Genomic DNA, 21,846 nt, shown 5'->3' with positions numbered 1-21,846 from the left:
GGAACTAAACCCAGGACGCTTCAACTCGTTACCATTTCGGGGTCATCCAATCACGTACTCATAATGCCTGGATGCGAGTGGTAGCGGGACGGTTGAAGTCCGATTACCGCTATTCAATCGGTATGGTCTACAACAACTTCGTGTGGCCGGAAGTGACTGAGCAACAGCGCGCTGAGATTGCTCGGCTCGGGCAGGGAGTGCTCGATGCCCGCGCACAGTACTCCGGCGCCACCATCGCACAACTGTATGACCCTAAGAGCGATTTCCTGTACCCCGACCTCAAAGCGGCGCATGAAGCTCTCGACGCTGCCGTGGAACGCGCCTACGGGCTCGAACCGGGCTGCCCCGAGAGTGAGATCGTGGCCCTCTTGTTCAAGCTTTACGAGCAGGCTTCCAATCAAGCATGATTCTGTGTGTAGCCCGAAGGCAACTGGAGGTAGCAAGGTGACTACACCCGACATCGAAGTTGATTACGATTCCGTGGATTTAATCCTGGACGTCATCGGCCGTTGCTTGCGTGTGGACCGGAAACTCAACCAGCGTTCAACCGTGCACTGATCGTGCGGCCATTTTGAACTAGCACCCGACCACGCTTATCTGTACCCCGGACTCAAAGCGGTAGGGCGTGCACGCATGAGAAAAATGAGAATCTGTGGGATAGGGGATGACAAATGTCATCGGTGCCGGTGTGGTGAACGCAGGTTACTGTTCTTGATGTGAAGCGCGGTTGCGGACTTTTCGGATGAGTTCTACGTTTGCTTCGAAGTCACTATGACTACGGCCAGGGTAGTGGGGCATGCCCCCGTTACGCAGATCGGTGAGGGATTTCCAGACGGTAGCTTCCAGACGTTGTGTGAGTAGGAAGCGCCAGTTGTCGAGTGACAGACTTGCGACGATCTGATCAGGGGTTGCTTCCAGCCCTGCTTGCTTCAGTCGGTTCTTGGCTTTCCGGACGTTATTCCGGAAGCCACGGATCTGGTATTTCGGGGAGTCCCACCAACATCTGATGCCAGCAGCAGCGCGTAGCCTCACGTCAATGAAATTTCGCAGGAGCACCTCGATATGGCTGATGTCTTCCAAGAAGGCTTTCGAGATCCTGGTGTTCCACACGTACCAGGTGTCGACCGGTTCGATCCGGTAGCGGCTGAGCCTGGCAGGCGAGAACCACTCCTGCAACGTCTCACGACTCACAGCGGGAGCGTGATAAGATGGAAGGCGATAGGCCTCGGGAAGGTCAATGCCGCGAAACATCGGTATACCCCCGAGGTCATTGTTTTTCTCGGAATGTTCGTCGTAAGACATGGGGGTGTCGTGGGCTGGTGCCACAGCACCTCCTATCGAGTTTAGCTATCCATATTCGGCGTTATTTCTAAAGCGGCAGAGGAACTAGTTTCAGCCGGCTATGAACTTTCATCAAGCATACTGAAAATCTAAGGCAGGATGAGTTCTTGAAGTGTCCCGAGTTTTGTTCCTAGGCTTGTGCCTTAGTTTCCATTGACGATTTCAGCTGCCAAGTCTTTCGGCATCCGTTCAAAATGCGTCTATCGCGTCGAGCTGCCTGTGTCCACAGCCTGGCGGTGTGCCATGAAACACCCAGTTTCGGCGCCACAATCTTGCACGCATTTTGCATAGAAAGGTTCTCTGTCAAGAAGCGATCCTCAACAAGGCGGACCACGCGATCCTAGGCATCTTGATCAAATTTCTTTGGCATATTCCAGACTTTCCCATCTACTCAAACCGAACAAGACCTGGGACACTTCAGGTTCATGTGTGACCCCGCAATGTTCGCGTCTGGCTGCTCGCCTACAGGTGTTCAGCGTTTTCCTCGCGTGGTTTTCAGCTCCGAAAATCGTGGGGCGTCTTCGCCTTGGGAACGCTCCCAACATGCGGCAAACCACTCCGGCGCTGGTAGCGGCGCGAGGGGAACTCCCAGCCCAGGTTCGTACTTGCTACCGGCAGCGTTGAGGCGCATCGCAAAGGGCTCTACTTTCCAGCTCTCCAACGGTAGATGCGGTGGAACGGCTTCAACCCAACTACCTTGGAGGAAGAAACTGCGTCTGGAACGTGACCGTTTCGCTTCAACAACGACATCCAGCGCGAGCAATTCCTTGCCCGCCGCGGTGATTTCCGCCTTTTGCCAGCTATTCCAGCGGCGCACATTCGCATCCGTCGGATCCGGCCACGCCAAAAGTTGCAGATAGTAGCGTGCAGCGTCCTCACTCACACCCAGCGTGGTGCTGGCTTTAGCCACGAGCTGCGGGACCACAGCGAGTGGATCATGCGGATCGCCGCCATCGTATTTTCCACGCAGCCACTGTGCATAGGTGGAAAGCCTGCCGGAAAGCGTCAGGTTGAGAGCTGTCAGTGTCCCCATATCTCCATAGTTTTCAGTACACCAGCGGCGTGCTAAGTGAAGGTCTGGGTCTTCCGGATCATCGATGCCCGTGAGGTCTACGCGCAGACGGTCACGGAGCGTACAGTCGGTCGCTTCGACTCGGAACCGGCTGGACTGCAGAGCGTCATCGATGGTGAATCCCATGGTCCGCTGCAAGTCGGCATCATCAAAAATGCTGCCAGCGTTGACATCGTCCAGGCCGCTAGGGGAGTGGATCAACTCCTCAACGTAGCCAGCAAGGGCGGCGCGCCGGGCATCGGATAGGTCCAGCTCGTGGGCCAGCCAGAGCACTGCTGCGACTTCGGTTGTCCAGTCTTCTTCACTATGTTCACCTGCCAGGACAGACTCCACCGTCTTGCTCGGTAGGTGTTTTGGTATGCGATCAAGACACTCAGGGGGCGCTGCACCCAGGGCAGTTCTTGTTCCAGGCCAACGAGCAGCCATGGCGTGAACATCAAGACCTTGATCCAACAGTTCCGCGGGATCCTCGGGGACACCGGCGGCGAGCACACTCAGGAAGTCCCCCTGGAACTCGTTGAGCCTCGCCCGAGCTTCTGTAACCTCATTCACCTTCAGACCCATTGTTGTGCGCAGCTCTTTGGGCACGAAATTGACAAAGTCCGCGTTGAAATTGGGGAAGCCCACCATCACCAAATGTGCGTTAGCCACGGGCATTCCAGTAGCTTCGGCGAACGCGATTCCTGGCTCAGGTGACCACGGTGCAGGCCCGTTTTCTGTGACACGCTCGAGTAAAGCATCAAAGATCGGCTCCAGATCCGTACGGCCAGGCGAAAATTCACGCCGGTTCACCTCAGGGCAGGTGTTCCCATCGATCACGACGGGCCCGTCGCTGGCTTTGCGCAGAAGCTGCAGGGGCCTTCTAGAGTAGTCGCTGATGAGTACGGATGAGGGATAGCTGAAGGTGTAGTCCACCGCCACGTCTTCGGGCGGTTCAATCTCGTCCACGACCAGGTCAGTAGCATCCACTACACCGGCTGTACGCATCACGAGCCACAGTTCCTTCAAGCCTTGAATCTCCTCGGCAGTGCGGTCTGGGAGCGCTGCTAGAGCAAGAAGACCGTCCGTGGCGCCGAGCAGCTCAGACCAGACGTGGGTGCCGCTAGCGCCAAAATCAAGCGATTCATTGGCGCTTGTCTCAGTGGTGTTCGTTTTGGACAGTGGGTATTGGTGAAGGCCCAGCTTAGCTGTATCGTCCCAAATTTCTTTGACCTTGATCCGGAACCAGTAGCGGCTCAGAAGCGAGGTAAGCGGTGCGTGATGTTGCTCAAACGTGGGTGCGTCCGGCAGGGTGTCAAGTGGACCCGCAACGTCTGGTTGTGGCCAGGACTCCAGCACGTTATGAGCATGCTGGATAACCGCCGAGCACAAGGCTGGGGAGTTCACGCCAAGCTTGTTGGAGACTTCTGCATACAGCCTTCTCCGCTGCTTAGAATCTCCAGCTGCCGCTATGTTCGCTGCGATGTACTCAAGAGCTGGACGCACGTGGTCTGCGGTGATCGTGCGCAACCGCGAACTGAGCTGAGGGTCCCGTGGCCGGGTATGGTGCCACCACAGAGCGGTGTTGAAATCTACTCCGTAATAACGCGTGGTTGCTCCGTCCTCAGGGTGGAGGAGCGAGTAGCCCCAATCTGTGCGAAGCAGAATGCGCGGTTGCCCATCAGGCAAGCGGACGACACCCGATGCTCGCTGTGCATCTTCGCCTGTAATCGGGTACTCAGTGCCATCCGTGTCAACGATGAGCGCGAAAACCGGGGAATTAGGGCTGTAGAACACTGCGTGCCGGTGATACCCCTGCGCAGTGGAGAAAGGGGAATCGGTGGTCGCCTCGGTGACAGGTCGCAACTGTGAATGGAACGGTTGAAAAATAAGGTCGGGGTGGCGTTTACATTGCTCTTGAATCCATTCCGGCATGGATTGAGGGCCTTCGGCACCGGTTTCCGGATCGATTTCAACGAGTGTCCGATCGTGCTGGAGAATCCAGATGCGGTCTTCTTCTACGAAGAACTGCGCGTTTCGGTTATTCCAGGTGTGGTGATCAGGGCGAATAACTGTCTTTGAGTCGATAAGACGACCGCCCGGAACGGGCACAGACCCGCCGGGAAGATGTCCAGAGCCTGAATGCTGCTTAACCGGGAGGCGCGCGCCGGAAGCAGGCCAGTTGATGTGTTCTTCGCCGGTTTCTCGGTCCAAGGTCAACAGTGCAAACTGTCCATCAACCTCGGTGGCCCCGATGATAGGTTCATCAGTCCCGTGAGGGATATCCCGAGTGGTGCGGCCAGACACGTATGTCGCCTGGTTGTTGTTATAGACCACCACGCCCGGCCAACAGTCCTGAGCGCGGTTTGTATTGGAAAAATCGTGTGACTCTACAGAGCCGTAGGCTTTCTCAAACTCATGCCACCCCAACTCCTCGAGCAGTCCCCGGCGCAGTGTTTCCGCCAGTACCTCGGCAGGATCCTTGTGGTAGGTCCGTACACGGTCCAGTAAGTTCTGCACTTGTTCATCGTCAACTGCTTCGAAGCCACGGACATACCGGGTTGCACCAACCAGCCGATCTACGGTTGGTGCGCTGGCTTCAAGAAGCTCGACCTTCGCGGTGAGGAGTTCAATCACCAGCGGACGGAGGTAAGGGTCCGCGGCAACAGCAGACATGACGTCGGGGTCCGTGAGATTCTTGTCGATGCCGTTGATGATGTACTGCCGGTACTGTTCATCAGCAATCAGGTGTGGAAGCGGGGCCCGGTTTTCACTGTATGCCCAGTTCGCCACATTGATGAATGGCTTGAGGGGCCCACTATGCACGGTCAACCTCACGCCGTGGGCCGCAAGTTGCTCACATGCTTCAGGGGGTATTTGACTGAGCGTTCCCCGCTCCACCCCCATGGAGGTGCATCCAGCTTGTGGAAGAAGTTCCGCAAGCAATGGCGCCAGTTTCGCATTCGCTTGTGTGCGGCCGCTTTTGTGCTGTGAAGCGAACGTCAAAATGAGGGGAACGAACTCGGGGTGGGTGCCCTGCTTGACTAATTCGAGTGAGCCAGTTGCCTGAAGCAGGTCAATCCAGGCATCAGGTTCTGCATTTCTCGGTTGCAGTGTTAACAGATGCTCGCGTAGTTCCGCATCGTGCTGTGCTGCCCTGCGTATAGCGGGATAGTAGTTCTTCCAAAAACTGGGGGCAGCGTACTCGACCGAACTGGTGCGTAGCAGCTCGCGGATAAGGCGGGCTTCTTCCTCAGCAGGGTCCAGTCCGGCGGCCTTTGCCAGCTTGGCTACATCTTTCTTCAAGCTGGCGTGGGGAGACAAGCCGCTGTGGGCACATTCGATGCATAGGGTTCGGAATCTCTCCAAGGCTTCAGCCGGCTCAAGCCTCCGGGACAAACTGCTCGCCTCAGCGGTGAGTTCTTTATGGTTGATTGCCCCGGCGTAAGCGAATTCTAGGAAGACGTCACGGTGCCGTGTTTCGTCGATAGGCACTGCATAGCGGCGCTCAATCTCGCGTGCACGAGTGAACATGTGCGCAGCATATGGGATATTTCCTGCGCGGAGGTAGGCGCGTGCTGCCTCTTCTAGGAATGTTGGCAGGAAGTGTGGCGCGCTCTCCTCCAACGTGGTGGCCAGTGCGAGAATATTTGCTTTGGTGGTCCCTGGTTTCGACTTGGCGAGGCGGGTTGCTCGTTTCAGGTCCGCAACAAGGTTCAGTGCGTGCCGAGCATTCTTCGGGTCGGTGAGGACAGGCCATGCTGGGAACCCGGTTCCACGGCGCTGAATGTGGCCTACGCGAGTGCTGCCCTTGAATTCGATGCCAGACACCGCAAGAGCGAGGGTCTCTGCTTCCAACAGTGGTTCCGGAATGAGTTTGACGATGTTGCGGCCAGGCAGCATAGCATGGGCGAAAGTTGCCGCGCGGAGCGGGAACGATGCATCGTTAGGCTGCAGCGTGATGCCGCCGTGTTCGGTGATAGTGCGGTCATCAGTCATTTTCTTTCACCGTCCCACCATCGTGAATGCGTGTGGCCATGCGGACACCTTCGCTGTATGCCACGGGTCCAAGCTCCCTCACCGGAATGGTCTTGCCATTAACCAGCCAGGAGAGCTCACCCGTCCACGACTCTTCTGTGCGGTTGTTCGCGGCCCCAATCCGATACTGGGCCAGCACCAGGCGCCCGTCCTCGTGGATGTGGGTCACCGCGAAGTCACCTTGAATGCTGTAGCCAGCTGCGTGGGCGCGGGCGACGGCAAAGAGGCCCTGATCGAAGCGCGCGCCTGCCCACGTGTCTAACGCAGTCACAGACTCATCCGGAAGCGGGCCCGGCAGTTCATATGCCGCGCGATGCAACTGATCGAAGCGCTGCTGGATGCCTAGACCCGCAGCTAGCTTTTGAAGACTAGCCAGATCCTCAATCAACGTGGGGTGGGGGATGAGGATCGCCTCGGACACGAGAGTGCGCGTCTGCCCGTCTCGGTTGAGGATGCGCAAACTGATCTGATCATTAGCGGCGTTGACGTCCTGCAAGAACCCTGCCGTCCCCGCATTAGACGTTCCGCCTTCGTCAACAGGCTGAATGAACAGGCCGCGTAGCCAGGACTGCCATGTCTCATCCGGCCAGACCGCTGCAAGAACGGTGGAGGGAACCGGCGACGAGCGCACTAGCCACTTCTGCACTGTCGCCCCGCACTCAGCATCGTGGTCCTGCAACCAGGTGCGCAGGTCCTGGAGATCAAGAAAGATCTCAGTTTTCTTCACTGCGGCCGGCACAGATTTCAAAACCTTACCTTTGGAATTGCGGGCCAGAATCACGCCATCTGCAATGGTCAGCGCGTATCCGTTGGGTGTATCAATCCAGGTGAGATCTGGCGGTACGGTCATGCGTCACAATGTACCTGACTCACAGCCTTGAGGGGCGGGTGGACTGCTCTAGCGTAGCGTGCTTATCCAGCTGTTACGTCTAGCAGGGGGAAGTGAGCTGGGATAAAGTTCAGGCATGCCTATTACTGCATTCGCGACGGTCAAAGACGAGGTCCAAGGACCGTATTCGCAACAGCGTAGTTTCGATACCCCGGAGATGGAACAGCAGCGGCGTGGCTTCACCGGATACGTGTGGGAGCGCGGCGGTCAGGAGATGACACCGAGCATGTTCGGGCTCATCCGTCACATCGCGGATACGAGGCGCCAGTATGTGTTCGAGCGTGAGGACCTGCGCGGCTTGGAGGACTGGGCGGAGCGAACTAATGCGGTGTTCTTGATGCCTGACGGCGCGGTAGTGAACGTCCATGGCGAGGACATCATCGCAGGAGGCTCCGTGCCGTATCATCCTGCGGCTTGGGAACGGGCACAGCGTGTGCGGGCAGGAATCACACGGGATACCGGTGTGGAGTTGCCTGAGCATCATCCTCCGGTGCGTAGCGAGTTTGAGGTTGTGGTGCGCGGAGAGCGCGAGATTGCTCAACGGTTCATTTCGCTCATTGCGGCTACTGAGCTGGCGGGCCACTTCTTTACTGAGGATGGGGCGCCGTTGGAAGCGATTCGTGGCGTGCTACCTGGGGCGTTTGAGACGCTGACACCAATGGAAGCGCGGTTTGTTGAGTTGCTCGAATCCGGAGCGACGGCCCAAACCGAGACGCCTGCCGGTGCGGAGGCACGGAACTTGGCGGCGCAGCTGGAGTGGCAGGTCGAAGCGGCGCAGATGCTCGCGCATGTGGTAGGCCTCTGGGAGCTTCCGGAGGGTGAACTTCAGGTTAGCCCGGGGCCGCTAGTCACATGGGTTGCAGACAACGGTGAGGCCGCTGTCTATGAGAATGTGACCTCGCTGGCCGCGTTGACCGAAATGTGCGAGAAGTACGAGTTTGTTCGTTCGATGCGGTGGATCGCCGACGATGAACGGGCACATCCTGAACGGCAGGCTACTATCGACGTCCCGACCGCCGGCACATTGCTCGAATGGCACCGTGCGCTGTCTTGGCTGTTCAACCCGGAAACAGACTGGGACGAAGTAGACCTATCGACCTAACGGTCGAAACAGGCCGAGCGGAGCTGGCTTTTATTCCTGGACGAGCAAAAAGCAGGTTTGATGCATGCATCACATAGAAATTTATGTGAGTGATATAGCCAGGAGTAGAGAATTCTACTCCTGGCTACTAGAGGCACTGGGATTTTTCATATACCAAGAATGGGAAGAAGGCTTCTCATACAAGAAAGACGGACTGTATCTTGTTTTCGTTCAAGCCCAAAATAAATATGTGGCGAACGGATACAACCGATGCAATATAGGCCTGAACCATCTGGCTTTTTCTTGCACTGACCCTGAAGAAATTGATCTTCTGAGAGAAAAACTTTTAACCAAAGGGGTCACTTTGTTGTATGATGACAGGTACCCCCATGCAGGTGGAGGTGAAAGCTATGCAGTCTTTTTTGAGGATCCCGATCGAATCAAATTAGAGGTAGCTCTGGCCGATTAAAGCGGGGAAGCAAGATTCACCCTGAGCTAGATGGTCCCCAGCAACCGACCGCGCACCGTTGGAGCGCCTGCGCAAGTACTAGAGGATCGCCTGCGCTGGGCATCCTCAACGCCGGGTTAACGCTGGTAGGGGAGATCATCGCTGTTCGGTACCGGATCAGGGTGCTCGATCACGTACTGCACTGACGCGGCCTCGATCGCCTTGATCGCATTCTTGTCAAGGAGCCCCCGCCTCAATGACGCGATGGCCGTCGCGCGCGTTCCTACGATGTTCAACCAGGTATCGCACATAGCGCGGTAGTCGTCGTCCCAGTTCCCGCCGCCGTTATTGAACAGCTCGCCGCCTATCCTGCCCGCGATGCGCACCACTTCACCCTGCACGGTCTCCGCGGGCCCGCCCATAGGAACTAGGTAATCCCACAGCCACGAGAACTGTTTCCGCACCGGAAGGTCAGGGACTTCGATGCGGCTGGTTCCATCGTGCGCTTCGATCAGTTGCACCGGCGGAACCCCGGAGAGCCGGTACAGTTCCGCCATAGCGGCGTCGACGGCTCGGGTCCCGTCGGTGCTCTCCTTCCTCAACCGTGCGGTCTGGGCATGTTCCTTACCGATCTGCCTGACGAAGCCGCGGCCGTCGTCGGTCAGGTGCGCGCCGGAGTCGAGCAGGAAGGACAAAGTCTCCACGATGTAAGGTAGCTTGTAGCCTCCGTAGGAGTGAGCCACGGCCTTGTCAGCTGCGGTGCGACCGTGCGGCCATTCGAGGGCGTGGATGTCGGCGCCGTGCTCGAGGAGCAGACGTACGGCTTCGACGCGGTACGAGTTCGCCGCGATCATGAGCGGTAGGTGCCTGCTTTCAGGATTGGGGTTGGCGCCAAGCTCCAGCAACAGCTGCATACGTGGGATGTTCCATTTGCTCGCCGCAGCAGCCAGGGGCGTGTAGCCGAAGTGGTCCTGAATATCGATGTCAAGACCCTGCTCGAGCAGCCAGCGCACCAACTCTGGCGGGGATTCAACCAACGCGAGCGCTGTGCGCTTGTAATACCCGGTTGTCGCCTCCAGCAGGCACGTATTGTAGACGGCCTTCATCGCATCGAGGTCGCCGCTTTCGAGGATCTCAGTGAAGTTCTCCGGCAGGGTTTTACGCTTGCGAGCCATACGTTGATGCTAGCAAGCAGATTGCCAGGTAGGGGAGGGGCAGCGGCGGTGGGAATGGCGTAGTGGATCCCCGTGAGCGAGCCATCGGCAGGCCTCATCTGATGCCAACGCTTGCTTGTACACACATCCGTGCCGGGCAGGCCTGGGAACCTGCCCGGCGCACGAACACTACTTAGTTAGGCGCCGAAGACGGCGCGCAGGGCAAGCACGCTCACCGCGCCCAAGATTGCTGCGACCGGAACCGTGATGACCCACGCGAGCGCGATCGGCTTCATGAGCTTCCAGTTAGCGGCCTTGTTGACAATACCGACGCCCAACACAGCGCCAATCAAGATGTGGGTCGACGAAACCGGCAGACCCATAACCGACGCCAACATCACGATGCCCGCCGCGGAAAGCTCTGCAGCGAAACCAGAAGCCGGGTGCATCTCCGTCAACCCAGAGCCGACAGTCTTGATCACAAACCGGCCGATGAACCACAGGCCGACAATCAGCGCGACACCAGCGGTCAGCATCACGGCAGGCGGGACTCCGGCCTCATCGTTGATCTGACCGGTCTTGAGAACATCGAGGATCGCCGCGAATGGGCCAATCGCATTAGCGATGTCGTTGGAACCGTGGCTGAACGCGAACGCGGACGCCGTGAAAACCTGCATCCAGCTGAACAACACGAACGTCGAACGCGAAAGATCACGCTTCTTCAGTGACCGCGCGAAAATGAAAACCGCCATCCACACGGTCGCCGCGATCATGCCCAAGATCAAGAAGTTACCCACCGAGCTGAGCTCAAAATTGAGGTTCTTCAACCCCTTGAACAGCATCATCGAGCCGATCACCACAGCACCGAACGCCGCGAGCAACGGAACCCACGTCTCCAAAGCTCGATGCGCCTGAACCTCCCGAGCACGCGCCTCCACACTATGCAGGTCCCGGTAGTACTCGGATTCGAGCTCTTCCGGATCCAAATCCTCACGCTGATACACCGAAGCGTCACGGGCCATCGCGTTCGTGTAGGAAATCTTCTGCAGCTCGTCGAGCCGCTCAAAAGCCTTCTTGTGGCGGGTACGCAGTTCAGCACGTTCACGTTTCAGCTCACGCAGCTTCACATCCACCTGCTCGTTATAAACCAGGATGTGCTTCTTGATCTGCCCGAACAGAACCCACGCAACAATGCCACCCAGCAGCGGCGACAACACCCACGAGAGCACGATCTTTCCGATCTCGCTCCACTGCACCATTTCGAAGCCACCGGTGCCGGTCGCGAAACCCAACGCGAGCGCCGCGCCAACAATACCGCCAACAATCGAGTGCGTCGTCGAAACCGGCCAACCCATGCGGGTAGCAACCAAAAGCCAGATCGCCGCGCCGAACAGCGCCGACATCATGATGAACACAAAGTCCATCGGCGCAAGATCGATCGCGTTGAGGTCTACGATGCCCGAACGCACCGTCTCCGTAACCTCGCCGCCAGCGAGCACCGCGCCACTGACCTCGAAGATTGCAGCGATGATGAGCGCCTGTTTCATCGTCAGCGTTCCCGCGCCAACACTGGTACCGAACGAGTTCGCGACGTCGTTACCGCCGATGTTGAACGCCATGAACAATCCGAAAAGGATCGTCAGAACGAGGACGGCCTTGTTCGCGCCCGGATCAACATAGGTGAAGGACCAGCTCATAAACACCGCGAGCGTGACGGCCATGAGAGTTCCGAAAGACAGATGCCACCACCGGTCTGGGCCTAAGAAACCGTGTTTGCCTGGAAGCGCTGAAGAATCTTGTCGAGGTTTGAGTGACTGCGCCATAGAAAGCCTTTCCCCAGAGCTGGGATGCTCTAGTGGCAATATCGTGGCGCAGACGGTTGAAATACAGGGCAGGAATACGTGAACACCGCGTGACAAGCTGGTGCGGACTAGATCCAACCGTTCGCTTTAGCGAGGTGGGCGGCCTCAAACCTGTTAGCTGCACCCGTTTTCGCCATAATGCTGGAAATGTGGTTACGCACCGTGCCAGTGGAGAGATGCAAAGCCTTCGCGATCGCGGGCGCGCTCTTGCCTTGGAACAGCTGCTGGCACACCTCAGATTCCCGCTCGCTCAGAGGATTATCGGGTACCAATAAGCTGTCACGCGCCAGGGTTGGGTCTATCACGCGCAACCCGGAATGCACTCGCCGGATTGCGTTAGCCAGTTCATCAGGTGGTGTGTCTTTGACGATGAAGCCGTCCACACCCACCTTCATCGCCCGTTTCACATACCCGGCTTTACCGAACGTCGTCACAATCAGGCAGCGGCACGGATGCCCAGCCAACTTTTCGGCAACATCGAGGCCGTTGAGGCCGGGCATCTCAATATCCAGTAGCGCCACATCAATGGGTTGTTGCTGTACGAGGTCTATAGCCTCGGTCCCTGTAGCGCATTCCGCGACAACCTCGATGTCCGTCTCCGAACCCAGCAGCGCAACCAACGCGCCGCGTACCAGCGACTGGTCCTCAGCGATCAACACACGAATCCTGTTCACTCGCTCGCCTCCCGCACCACAGCGCCGTCACGCATCAGTTCGCTATCGCCGCTCATCGTGATCAGAACCCTACTCAGCCCGTGCTCACGGCGCACGATGAGACGCCCGCCAGCGGCCTCAACCCGCTCACGCAGCCCAGCCAGCCCGCCCGCGCGGTTCTGCACGGTATCGGTGCTGAACCCGCTGCCGTCGTCAGTCACCTGCATCTTATCTGCGCTCACGCTCACCCAGCAGGTGTTCGCCCCAGAATGGCGGACCACATTCGTGGTCAACTCCCGCAACCCCCAAGAGAACACGTTCTCGTGAGTACCCACCGGGGTGAGGCGTTCAGGAAGATGCGCGGTGATGCCTTTCGTTTCTAACGCTCGGCGCGCGGCTTGTAGCTCACCAGCGAAGGTTGGGGTGCGCATGCGCGTGACCGTTGCGCGAACCTCGGCAAGCGCTAGCCGGGAGAGCTCGCTGATCTCTTTGAGCTCCCTTTCGGCCTGCTCAGCGTTGGTGTGTAGAGCCCGGCGGGCCACCTCGGATTTCAGGTTGATCACCGTGAGCGAGTGCCCTAGAAGGTCGTGAACATCGCTCGCGATGTCCTCCCTCTGCTGCGCAAGGTCAAGCTCGTGTTGCAACTGGTAGCGGGACTCGTCGTACTGAGAAAAAGCACCCACCCCAACCAGTAATAGGGGCATGAAGAACAGCAGGAAAGATGCCCAGCCCAGATCTTGCGGCGATAGCCGCCATACCGCGAAAGCGCCGGCCGCCCCCGTAGCTACTACGATGGGGAGGGACTTCTTCCACGGGACAGCGAAACCCAGTACCGCCGCCAGATACGGTGCGTAGGTCACCACTCCCGTTTTGATGACGGGCACGCTCGCCAGCGCAATGACGAACAGGATGCCCCACCTCAACAATGCGCGCGGAAACTGGCCCCAACCGCTTGGGAACGTGTCCATTGAGCCGAACGCATAGAAGTAAAGCAACCCAAACACGGTCACACAGACTGTCATCCACGCCTTGTCGAGGGCACTGAACTCGCCGCTCACATATACCTGAACCAAGACGGAGGCGAGGAAAACAAGCCATATTGAGCCGAAGATTGCGTTGTTGAACTGGAAGTCTTTGAATAGGCGCATCAGCTTCGGTTCTTGTCGCGCTGGCGCATGATCAGGCAGAAGCCCACGAAGATCGCCGTCCATACCGAGATGCTAACCCAGGCATGCCACATCGGCTCGAACATAAACCCGGTGCCAGCAATCTGCGCTCCCTCGGCCAACGGCCACCGCACCAGCATCATCGCGCCGTACATCGGCGTAAAACGACCTATGTCCAGCAACGCTCCGGTTAACGGCATGAACACATTAGCCGCGAAAGCGATGATCACGATCGAGCCGGTAGCGATCCCTACCGTGTTTTCTTTAGGTACCACGAGCGTCCACGCCAAGCCATAGAAACCAAACGGGATCGAACACAGAACGCACGCAATGAACGTCAACGCCCACTGTTCGGGCTGCATTTTCGCGCTCGTGAGTGCCCCGACAATGAATACCGCGGCGATCGGCAACACCGCACGCACAGCGATACTCACCGTGTTAGCGAAAGCCAACTGCCACGGACGTAGGGGAGTCAGAGCGAGCTGCCGGCCCCACCCGCTACGGCTATCCGTCACAGATGAACCGGCCGCACCAACCGCACCGACCACGCCAGCATAAAAAGCCATGCCCAGCATCACGTATGCGGCGAGGTTACCGCCGTTCATCTCCTGCTCACCGTAGCTCTGCAACGCGCCAAAGATGAGGTAAAAGAAGATCGGTAGCCCGACGCTGAAGAAGATCGTGGTCATGTCCCGGCGCAGACGCAACAGCTCATGCCCGGTGAACCTCAACGTAGTGCTCAACATGTGCTTAGTCCTCCTCGTTGTTCTGGGTCTGGCCGCTGTTCTGCGTCAGGGCGAGGAATGTGTCCTCGAGGCCGTGGCTTGTCACTTCAAGGTCACAAGCGTCAGTTTCGGTCAGTAAGTACCGGGCAAGCGCATCGGAATCCTGGGTTGTGATGTGCACACGGTTGCCGTGAGCCTCAACGCTTTCCGCGCCTGGCAACCCCGATAACTCCGGGACCCCGCCTGGGAACGTGGCGCTCACCGTGCGGTTGGAGCTCATGTTTCGCAGCTCATCGGTGGTGCCGTCCGCGATGACCTCGCCCTTGTTGATCAGCACGATGCGTTGGGCAAACTGGTCTGCTTCCTCCAGGTAGTGGGTCGCGAAGATGATGGTGCGGCCCTGCTCAGCCTGATGCTTCATGGACTCCCAGAATCGATGGCGAGCGCCGGCATCCATGCCGGCGGTCGGCTCGTCAAGAATGAGGACGTCCGGGTTGCCGAGAATCGCCAACGCGAAACGGATCCGCTGCTGCTCACCGCCGGAACACTTGCCGACGCGGCGTTTATAGATCGGTTCCAGATGCGCCTGCTCGATAACCTCATCCAGAGGCAGATGGCGCGGGAAGGTCGAAGCGATCATCTTCAACGTGTCCTTGACCGTGAGGTCGCTGAGCAGGCCACCGGTTTGCATGAGGGCGCTGATCTTTTGCTGATACACCGCTTTTTGAGGGGCCTGACCCGTGACCTTGATAGACCCGGACGATGGGGTGGTGAGCCCCAGAATCAGGTCCACCAGCGTGGTCTTGCCGGCCCCATTAGTGCCCAGCAGGGCAATGATCTCACCGGGCTGGACCGTGAGGCTAACGTCCTTCAAAGCGTGCACGGGATTGCCTGAACGCGCGTTGAAGGTTTTGTTCACTCCGCGCAGTTCTATAGCTGGGGTGAGTTCTATAGCGGGAGAATTCTGTTCCCTCGTCAGGTGTGTTCTCTTCATGCAATTCACGCTAATGAGCCAGCGAGGAACGCACGCATAGCAGGTGTCACCACTTACCCATGACAGTTGTCATGGGCCGCGAACACAGCAGAAGGCCGGTTCCCTCGAAACATGAGGGAACCGGCCTTCTGGCTGTGTCTATACCGGGCTTAGCCTTCGAGCTTACGCAGCGCTTCGAGCTGCTCCGGAGTCAAGTCCTCGTCGATCTTGCCACCGCTAGCCTGCCCGCCGCCAGCCTGGGACTCAACAGCCTTAGGTGCGCCCTTGCCAGCGCCATGCTTGAGGGCAGCGAGACGCGCCTCAACCTCAGTCTGTTCGCCGAGGTCCTCAAGCTGCTCAAACTGCGAATCGATCGAGGATGCGTGCAGTTCCTGCTGGCCGCGAACCTGTGCCTCCTGGCGGCGGATCTTCTCCTCAAAACGGGAGATCTCGCTGGTCGGATCCATGATGTCGATCGAGCCGAGAGCCTCGTTGACCTTGCTCTGAGCGTCAGCGGACTTCTGGCGGGCAACAAGCTGGTTGCGTTTAGTGCGCAGCTCTTCAAGCTTGTTCTTCATCTGAGCCAGGCCGTTCTTCAGCCGCTCAACCACATCCTCCTGAGCCTTGATGCCCGGCTCAGCGGCCTTCACATCGTTCTCAGCAGCCATCTGCTTCTGCAGTGCAACCTTGGCGAGGTTATCGAACTTATCAGCGTCCGCGGAATTACCCTGAGAACGGAACTCATCAGCCTTATTCGACGCAGCGAGAGCCTTCTGGCCCCACTCCTGAGCGGCCCTAACGTCAGTCTGGTGGTCCTCTTGAGCCAGGCGCAAGTTACCGATCGTGGTCGCGATAGCCGCTTCAGCTTCGCGGATGTTGTCCGTGTAGTCGCGGATCATCTGATCCAGCATCTTCTGCGGATCCTCCGCGTTGTCGATCATCGCGTTGATGTTCGCACGGACCAACTGGCCAATACGGCCAAGGATCGACTGTTTCTTTGCCATGGTTCTCCTTCAATGATGGTGGCGGAAAGCTGATGAATGATCAGACGAGAAACATCCAGATTTCAGACTAGTGTGCTTCTTGATCGATGAGTAGAGGCCGCGGCGCAAAGTTCGCTAGCGGCGCGAAAATCGCCAGCGTCAACGCGCATAACAACGCATATCAATGCGCGGTTGCTAACGCCCCAGGGCTGCATCAGTACGGGCGGCGGCGTCTGGAATTGCGCCGGTTGTCGTTGGGATAACCGTAACCGAACGTGATGCGCGGAACCCCGTTGCGTGAACCGGAGAACGTCGGGTTGAAGATGTTATAGACGCTCTCAAGCGGGTCATCTTGATCACTACGGCTGGCGGTTTCCGCCTCGGCGTTACGCGCTGCAGCCTCAGCGAGCTTGAGCGCACGGTCAGCGTGCTGAGCCGCCGTCACTGGGTCAGTAGCGCGCATATCCATCGCCTGGTTCAAGAACCGTTGCGCCTCAGAAAGCCGCGTGCGAGTGGTGGAACCCACCTTGTTGCGGTTCGCGCGAACATAATCCTCAACAGACTCGATACGGGCAGCAGCACGGTTCGCCAGATCATCCAGGCGCGCCTGAGCGCCCGCACGCTTCTCATCTTCCGACTGCGCTTGGCCGAGCGGATCACTCAACGCATCATGCGCGGTTGCCAGCTCATCCGTCAGCGCAATCGGATCATGCGGGCCAGCATCCATTTGGCTATAGATCTTCTTGATCACCCGGTCCAAACGATCAGCCGGGCCCTGCAACGCGGAACGGCCAGCATCCACCATCGCCCGTGCCGCATCGATATCCTTCTCAGCCTGATGAATATGCTGCGGCAACTCCTGCTGGGCGGTAGCCAGCCGTTGCTTGACCGTCTCAACACGAGTGACCAGGGCCTCGGCATCCACCTGCGCGGTTTCGGCTTGAACAATCGCAAGTGCCGCGCTCGGCTGGTTCCCGGAACCCCACGCGGTACGGGCATTATTCAACGCTGCAGAAAGGTCTTCCAAACGGCCCGTTGCCCGCTTGACAACACCATCCACACGCTCACGAGCGCTCGTGGTGTATTCCTGTTCGATACCACCCAAATTCGCTTGGCCCTGCTCGAGCCGGCCCACTAGCTGCATCAACGCGGCATTGAGCTCATCGATACGCTGCGGCGCATCATGCTCCACGTTACGGAGCTGACTGAACTCGTCAGCGCGAGCCTGCAACGTGTCGATAGCTCGTTTGGTGCGCTGCAGGATCTCCTCAAGCCACGCGTTCTGATCCTGCGGGGAATCAGGGGTGTCATCGTCAAGTAACTGCTGCCGCTCGAACGCAGCAGACAAATCAGCACGGGCCTCATCCAATGATGCGCGGAAAGACTCAACTTTCTCCTCACCATAGGCAGCGACCGCGAAATCAACCTCCTGGCCTGCGGCACGAACCGCCTCATCGGCGGCGATCAAGGCAGCGGAGGCGTCCTTACGTTTAGCATCCAGCTGCTCAGCGGACAGAACCTGCGGCGCATCCTCCGGCACGCCACCCACCGGCAGGCCGGTAGCGCCCCAGCCTGGCGAGTTCCGCCACCTCTCACGCCGCTCCCTGCGCGCCTTCGAACCCTTCATGTTGAAAACAACGGCCGTGATCACAAACCCGATAATGAAGAAAATCAACAAGCCGAACAGAGACGAACTTGAAGCGGTACGTTCAAAACTATCCCGAATCACGGCATCCTGCGCCGCGTTGAACTGAGCTGGAACAGCGTGCGATGCGAAGGCCTGTGCCGCGGTCACGGTCGAGGAATCAAGCATGTCGATGAGAAGCGCCATATTCAAAGTTTTCCACATAACGGCCCCTCATCAAGCATTCTTTCGGTGAGCTTCAAGAAACCGCGGATTGACCGTCCAGCCGCTTTTCAGGGGATATCGCTACTCTGTTCTTAGAAGTTTTGATCATCTCTATGAGAAAGCCCGCAGATGTCTAATTCTTATCCAGCCGGCCAACAGGGCTACCCCGGCAATCAGAACCAGCCAGGCCAGCAACATACTCAGCCGCCTCCACCAAGCCCCGGCCCGCAACAGCAACAAGAGCCGGGACAGACTCAACATCCAACGCAGGCTCAGCAGCCAACACAGACCCAGCAACCAACACAGGCTCAGCAGTCGCCGCAGTATTACACACAGCAGGTGGGCCAGCAGCCACATGAGTCGCAATTGTCTGGTGGGCGTAAGAAGAAGGAACGCGGCACATCGCGGCGTCCCGGTTGGGGGATCGTTGCGGGGGCTTTGATCCTGGGTGCTGTTGCAGGCGGCGGCGCCGGCGCGGGTGTGGTTGCACTCAACCACTCTGACTCCGGACAGAACCCGGCAGCGAACAGTCCTGCCGCGCAACAGGCTTATCAGGAACAGTTCGGTGGTGACCCCAAGTCCGCGACCCCGGTTTCACTCGCGGCAGCAACCGCGATGCCATCCGTCGTCACGATCTCCGCAAGCGATGGCAAACAGTCCGGCACAGGCTCGGGTGTGTTCATCTCTGAAGACGGCTACGTACTCACCAACCAGCACGTCGCAACGCTCAGCGGTGCTTCAGATAAAGCGACCATCGAGGTCCAGACCTCGGACGGAACAACCTATCCAGCCAGATTGGTGGGCCAAGACCCGCTCTATGACCTCGCGGTTGTGAAGATCGATAACCCTGGGGATACAAAATTCACCCCGATCAAGTTCGCTGATATGAACGATGTGAACGTGGGCTCGGAAGCGGTCGCGATCGGTGCGCCGTTGGGGCTTCCGAACACGGTGTCTACCGGCATTATTTCTAACCGTGAACGCTCGATCTCGATCGCATCTTCGGCGGTCAAATCGACCCCGGAAGATGACCCCAACAATAAAGACCTGCCGGAGTTCCGGATCCCCGGGCAAGAACAGCGTCAGCAACCTTCGGGGCGTATCTCGATCAACGTGCTGCAGACTGACGCCTCGATCAACCACGGTAATTCCGGTGGGGCGCTCGTCAATGACAAGGGCGAGCTGATCGGGGTGAACGTAGCGATCTACTCGCCAAGCGCCCAATCCGGTTCTATCGGCCTTGGTTTCGCCGTGCCAGGCGACATCGCCCAGCGTGTTGCCCAAGAGCTCATGAGCAACGGTAAAGCGACCCACGGCCAGCTCGGTTTGATGGCGCGTGCCCAGCCTTCAAACGCAGGCCGTTCCACGATCTTCACGGAAGGCGCGGTGGTTTCCGAGGTTGTACCTGACTCACCGGCTGCGAAAGCAGGCATCCAGAAGGATGACGTCATCACCAAGGTGAACGATAAACGCATGAATGACGCCGTTGACCTGACCGCGACCATCCGTTCCTACCCGGAGGGCGCTACCGTCAAGGTGACGGTCAAACGCAACGGCGAGGAACACACCATGGACGTCACATTGGGTGGCGCTGACGCATAAATCAACGAGCGCATTCGCATCAATCAGCCAGCGTGGACGCCTACTTTCTGGCTGCGGGATGCCACGATGCGGGCGGTGGCTTATACGATGGACTACGGAAGGCATCGTATAAGCCACCGTTTTTTGTTCATCGAGAGCAGTTTGTGTTCATTGCGAGCAGGAGTGAAAACATGAGTACAGCCGAGACGAGCCCACAGCATGTGATGGTCTTGGTCAAGTACGTTCCTGATGCTCAGTTTGAGCGGCAGTTCGATTCGGAGAACCGCCTGGTTCGTGAGGAGTCGATCTTGTCTGAGCTGGATGAGAACGCCATCGAGGCGGCTGTCGCGTTGTCTGAGGCTGCTGGCGGGGACAAGGTGTGCCCGGTCACTGTTGTGACGATGGGCCCAGACGGAGCTAAAGCCGCGTTGAAGAAGGCCCTGCAGATGGGAGCAACACGGGCCGTTCATGTTCTGGATGACGAGTTGGCTGGTTCTGATGCGTTGTCGACCTCTCGTGTTTTGGAGGCCGCGATCCGGGGCGAGAACCCGGATGTTGTGGTTTTCGGCATGGAATCCACTGACGCGGAGATGGGTGTCATGCCTTCCCTGGTCGCCGCGCGTCTTGGCTGGCCGCAGCTGACGATGCTGGATTCGCTTGAGCTTGATGCGGGCCAGTTGCGTGGCCGCCGCCAGGGTATCGGCGAGGTGCTTGAAGTTGCTAGCGGCTGGCCGGTGGTGGTTTCGGTTACGGATCAGGCTAATGAGCCGCGCTACCCGAACTTCAAGTCGATGCTTGCCGCCCGGAAGAAGAGGACGGACACGGTCACGCTTGCGGATCTCGGCTTGTCTGCTGACTGGGTGGGTTCGTCTGCGGCCTCTGCTGTTGTGACTGCTGCGGAACCGGTTCCGGCACGTAAACCGGGCCGTGTGATTGTTGATGATGGTGCAGCTGGTGAGGCGCTGGCTGAGTATTTAGCTGAAAATAATCTGCTCTAACCCTCGTGCGCGGCAGGCGGGGTGTCTGCGGCCGGCAGAGTTTCTCGGTATCGGGTTTTAGACGTTTCTGGAGTTTCTTGTGACTGTTCTTGTGTATCTGGATTCTGTTGGGCCGCAGCTTTCGGCTTCCCAACAGGAAGCTTTCGGTGTTGCGGCCGGTTTAGGGCCCGTTGCTGTTGCCGTGGGTTCGGCCGTCTCAGCCGATGCGGTCGCGGTGTTGGGTGCCGCGGGCGCTCAGCGGGTGTATGCGGCTGAACAGGATCCGTCGGGCTCTGTTGCGGTGGGGCAGGCCGATGTTTTGGTCGGTGCCGTGCGCGCAAGCGAGGCCGTGACGGTGCTCAGCAGCATCGAGCCGATCGAAACCGAAGTCATGGCGCGTGCGGCCGCTCTCACGGAGTCGGCGCTCATCACTCAAGTTTCCGCCGTTGAGCCTGCAACTGAAGGCCCACTCACCGCGGCCTCGGGTCTTGCGGTGCGTAAGGATGTGCTTTCGGGGGAGTGGAGCTCTGCAGTGCGCCCCACCACGGCGACCGCTTTCCTAACGCTGGTTCCGGGCGTTCCCGCTTCCGCGCAGGCTGCCGCGCAGACCGCCGAGGTGGTTACGTTGAGCACGGGCGGGCGTGAAGGCGCACAGATTATCTCCCGCACCCCGGTGGTTTACGACGGACGCCCCGACGTGTCCTCGGCCCGAGTTGTGGTTTCGGGCGGCCGCGGTACCGACGGCGATTTCGGCCCGGTCGAACAGCTCGCTGACGCCCTCGGCGGCGCGGTCGGTTCAACACGTGATGCGACCGATGAAGGATGGATCCCACACAACACACAAGTGGGGCAGACCGGCGCCACGGTGCGGCCTGACCTGTATATCGCAGCCGGTATATCAGGTGCGGTGCACCACGTTGCGGGCATGCGCCAGTCCGGCACGATCGTCGCGGTGAACACTGACATGGACGCCCCTATTTTCGATATCGCTGATTTCGGTATCGTGGGCGATCTGAACACGGTCCTACCTCAAGCTGCTGAAGCTATCCGCGCCCGTAAACAACAGGGTTAGTAG

The 21,846-nt window shown here is 58.6% G+C and carries 17 protein-coding genes and 1 pseudogene; 7 read left to right on the top strand and 11 right to left on the bottom strand.

The genetic code is table 11. The features are described from left to right. Positions 1 to 35 precede the first annotated feature (35 nt). Positions 36 to 140, top strand: a pseudogene (locus J2S67_RS05915) (type IIL restriction-modification enzyme MmeI); the annotation flags it as partial. Continuing rightward, on the top strand, positions 123 to 407 hold the full coding sequence (locus J2S67_RS05910) for a type IIL restriction-modification enzyme MmeI (RefSeq protein ID WP_310248749.1): 285 nt from the start codon (positions 123 to 125) through the stop codon (positions 405 to 407). The pseudogene J2S67_RS05915 and the gene J2S67_RS05910, both read left to right, overlap by 18 nt. Before the next feature lie 295 nt (positions 408 to 702). Here J2S67_RS05910 and J2S67_RS05905 read toward each other — a convergent pair whose 3' ends face one another. The 3 genes from J2S67_RS05905 to J2S67_RS05895 all read right to left on the bottom strand — a co-directional run bounded on the left by J2S67_RS05905 (position 703) and on the right by J2S67_RS05895 (position 7,280). Further along, complete coding sequence (locus J2S67_RS05905) at positions 703 to 1,302, bottom strand: hypothetical protein (protein WP_310247176.1); 600 nt, start codon at positions 1,300 to 1,302, stop codon at positions 703 to 705. Positions 1,303 to 1,813: 511 nt separating this feature from the next. Next, positions 1,814 to 6,391 (bottom strand): hypothetical protein, encoded by a 4,578-nt coding sequence (locus J2S67_RS05900; RefSeq protein WP_310247174.1) that lies wholly within the window; start codon positions 6,389 to 6,391, stop codon positions 1,814 to 1,816. Further along, positions 6,384 to 7,280 carry a DUF4132 domain-containing protein gene (locus J2S67_RS05895; RefSeq protein ID WP_035754413.1) on the bottom strand — a complete coding sequence of 299 codons (897 nt, stop codon included), beginning with the start codon at positions 7,278 to 7,280 and terminating at the stop codon, positions 6,384 to 6,386. Before J2S67_RS05895 ends, J2S67_RS05900 begins: the two co-directional genes overlap by 8 nt. A 115-nt stretch (positions 7,281 to 7,395) precedes the next feature. Here J2S67_RS05895 and J2S67_RS05890 point away from each other — a divergent pair, with 115 nt between their 5' ends. Further along, entirely contained in the window at positions 7,396 to 8,421 is a 1,026-nt protein-coding gene (locus J2S67_RS05890) for a DUF4272 domain-containing protein (RefSeq protein ID WP_310247167.1), read from the top strand. 64 nt (positions 8,422 to 8,485) lie between these two features. Further along, the gene (locus J2S67_RS05885; protein WP_310247165.1) at positions 8,486 to 8,869 is read left to right on the top strand and encodes a VOC family protein; all 384 of its coding nucleotides are present in this window, start codon (positions 8,486 to 8,488) and stop codon (positions 8,867 to 8,869) included. Between the two features lie 116 nt (positions 8,870 to 8,985). On the opposite strand, the gene J2S67_RS05880 is transcribed toward J2S67_RS05885, so the two are convergent. From J2S67_RS05880 to J2S67_RS05845, 8 genes are all read right to left on the bottom strand, one after another. After that, positions 8,986 to 10,023, bottom strand: coding sequence for an ankyrin repeat domain-containing protein (locus tag J2S67_RS05880; protein ID WP_310247162.1), 1,038 nt, complete (start codon positions 10,021 to 10,023; stop codon positions 8,986 to 8,988). 176 nt (positions 10,024 to 10,199) lie between these two features. Continuing rightward, positions 10,200 to 11,825 (bottom strand): inorganic phosphate transporter, encoded by a 1,626-nt coding sequence (locus tag J2S67_RS05875; RefSeq protein WP_310247159.1) that lies wholly within the window; start codon positions 11,823 to 11,825, stop codon positions 10,200 to 10,202. A 107-nt stretch (positions 11,826 to 11,932) separates the two neighbouring features. Next, positions 11,933 to 12,538, bottom strand: coding sequence for a response regulator transcription factor (locus J2S67_RS05870; protein ID WP_310247156.1), 606 nt, complete (start codon positions 12,536 to 12,538; stop codon positions 11,933 to 11,935). After that, positions 12,535 to 13,728: a sensor histidine kinase gene (locus J2S67_RS05865; protein WP_310247153.1), complete on the bottom strand. Its 1,194-nt coding sequence runs from the start codon at positions 13,726 to 13,728 to the stop codon at positions 12,535 to 12,537. Before J2S67_RS05865 ends, J2S67_RS05870 begins: the two co-directional genes overlap by 4 nt. Continuing rightward, complete coding sequence (locus tag J2S67_RS05860; RefSeq protein WP_310247150.1) at positions 13,665 to 14,429, bottom strand: ABC transporter permease; 765 nt, start codon at positions 14,427 to 14,429, stop codon at positions 13,665 to 13,667. Before J2S67_RS05860 ends, J2S67_RS05865 begins: the two co-directional genes overlap by 64 nt. Before the next feature lie 4 nt (positions 14,430 to 14,433). Further along, positions 14,434 to 15,402 carry an ABC transporter ATP-binding protein gene (locus J2S67_RS05855; protein ID WP_083285395.1) on the bottom strand — a complete coding sequence of 323 codons (969 nt, stop codon included), beginning with the start codon at positions 15,400 to 15,402 and terminating at the stop codon, positions 14,434 to 14,436. 149 nt (positions 15,403 to 15,551) lie between these two features. Then, complete coding sequence (locus J2S67_RS05850) at positions 15,552 to 16,385, bottom strand: PspA/IM30 family protein (RefSeq protein ID WP_052048207.1); 834 nt, start codon at positions 16,383 to 16,385, stop codon at positions 15,552 to 15,554. A gap of 193 nt (positions 16,386 to 16,578) precedes the next feature. Next, the gene (locus J2S67_RS05845) at positions 16,579 to 18,213 is read right to left on the bottom strand and encodes a coiled-coil domain-containing protein (RefSeq protein ID WP_310247144.1); all 1,635 of its coding nucleotides are present in this window, start codon (positions 18,211 to 18,213) and stop codon (positions 16,579 to 16,581) included. Between the two features lie 129 nt (positions 18,214 to 18,342). On the opposite strand from J2S67_RS05845, the gene J2S67_RS05840 reads away from it, so the two are divergent. From J2S67_RS05840 to J2S67_RS05830, 3 genes are all read left to right on the top strand, one after another. Beyond that, a complete protein-coding gene (locus J2S67_RS05840) occupies positions 18,343 to 19,815 on the top strand; it encodes a S1C family serine protease (protein ID WP_310247141.1) in 1,473 nt (490 codons plus the stop codon). A gap of 170 nt (positions 19,816 to 19,985) precedes the next feature. Continuing rightward, positions 19,986 to 20,792 carry an electron transfer flavoprotein subunit beta/FixA family protein gene (locus J2S67_RS05835; RefSeq protein WP_310247138.1) on the top strand — a complete coding sequence of 269 codons (807 nt, stop codon included), beginning with the start codon at positions 19,986 to 19,988 and terminating at the stop codon, positions 20,790 to 20,792. A gap of 79 nt (positions 20,793 to 20,871) precedes the next feature. Next, positions 20,872 to 21,843, top strand: coding sequence for an electron transfer flavoprotein subunit alpha/FixB family protein (locus J2S67_RS05830; protein WP_310247136.1), 972 nt, complete (start codon positions 20,872 to 20,874; stop codon positions 21,841 to 21,843). Positions 21,844 to 21,846: the final 3 nt, after the last annotated feature.

Origin of the sequence: Pseudoglutamicibacter albus, assembly GCF_031458175.1 — a bacterium.
Taxonomy (GTDB): Bacteria; Actinomycetota; Actinomycetes; order Actinomycetales; family Micrococcaceae; genus Pseudoglutamicibacter; species Pseudoglutamicibacter albus.
Note: the sequence above shows the minus strand (reverse complement) of the source record. Positions and strands in the feature narration are given on the sequence as shown.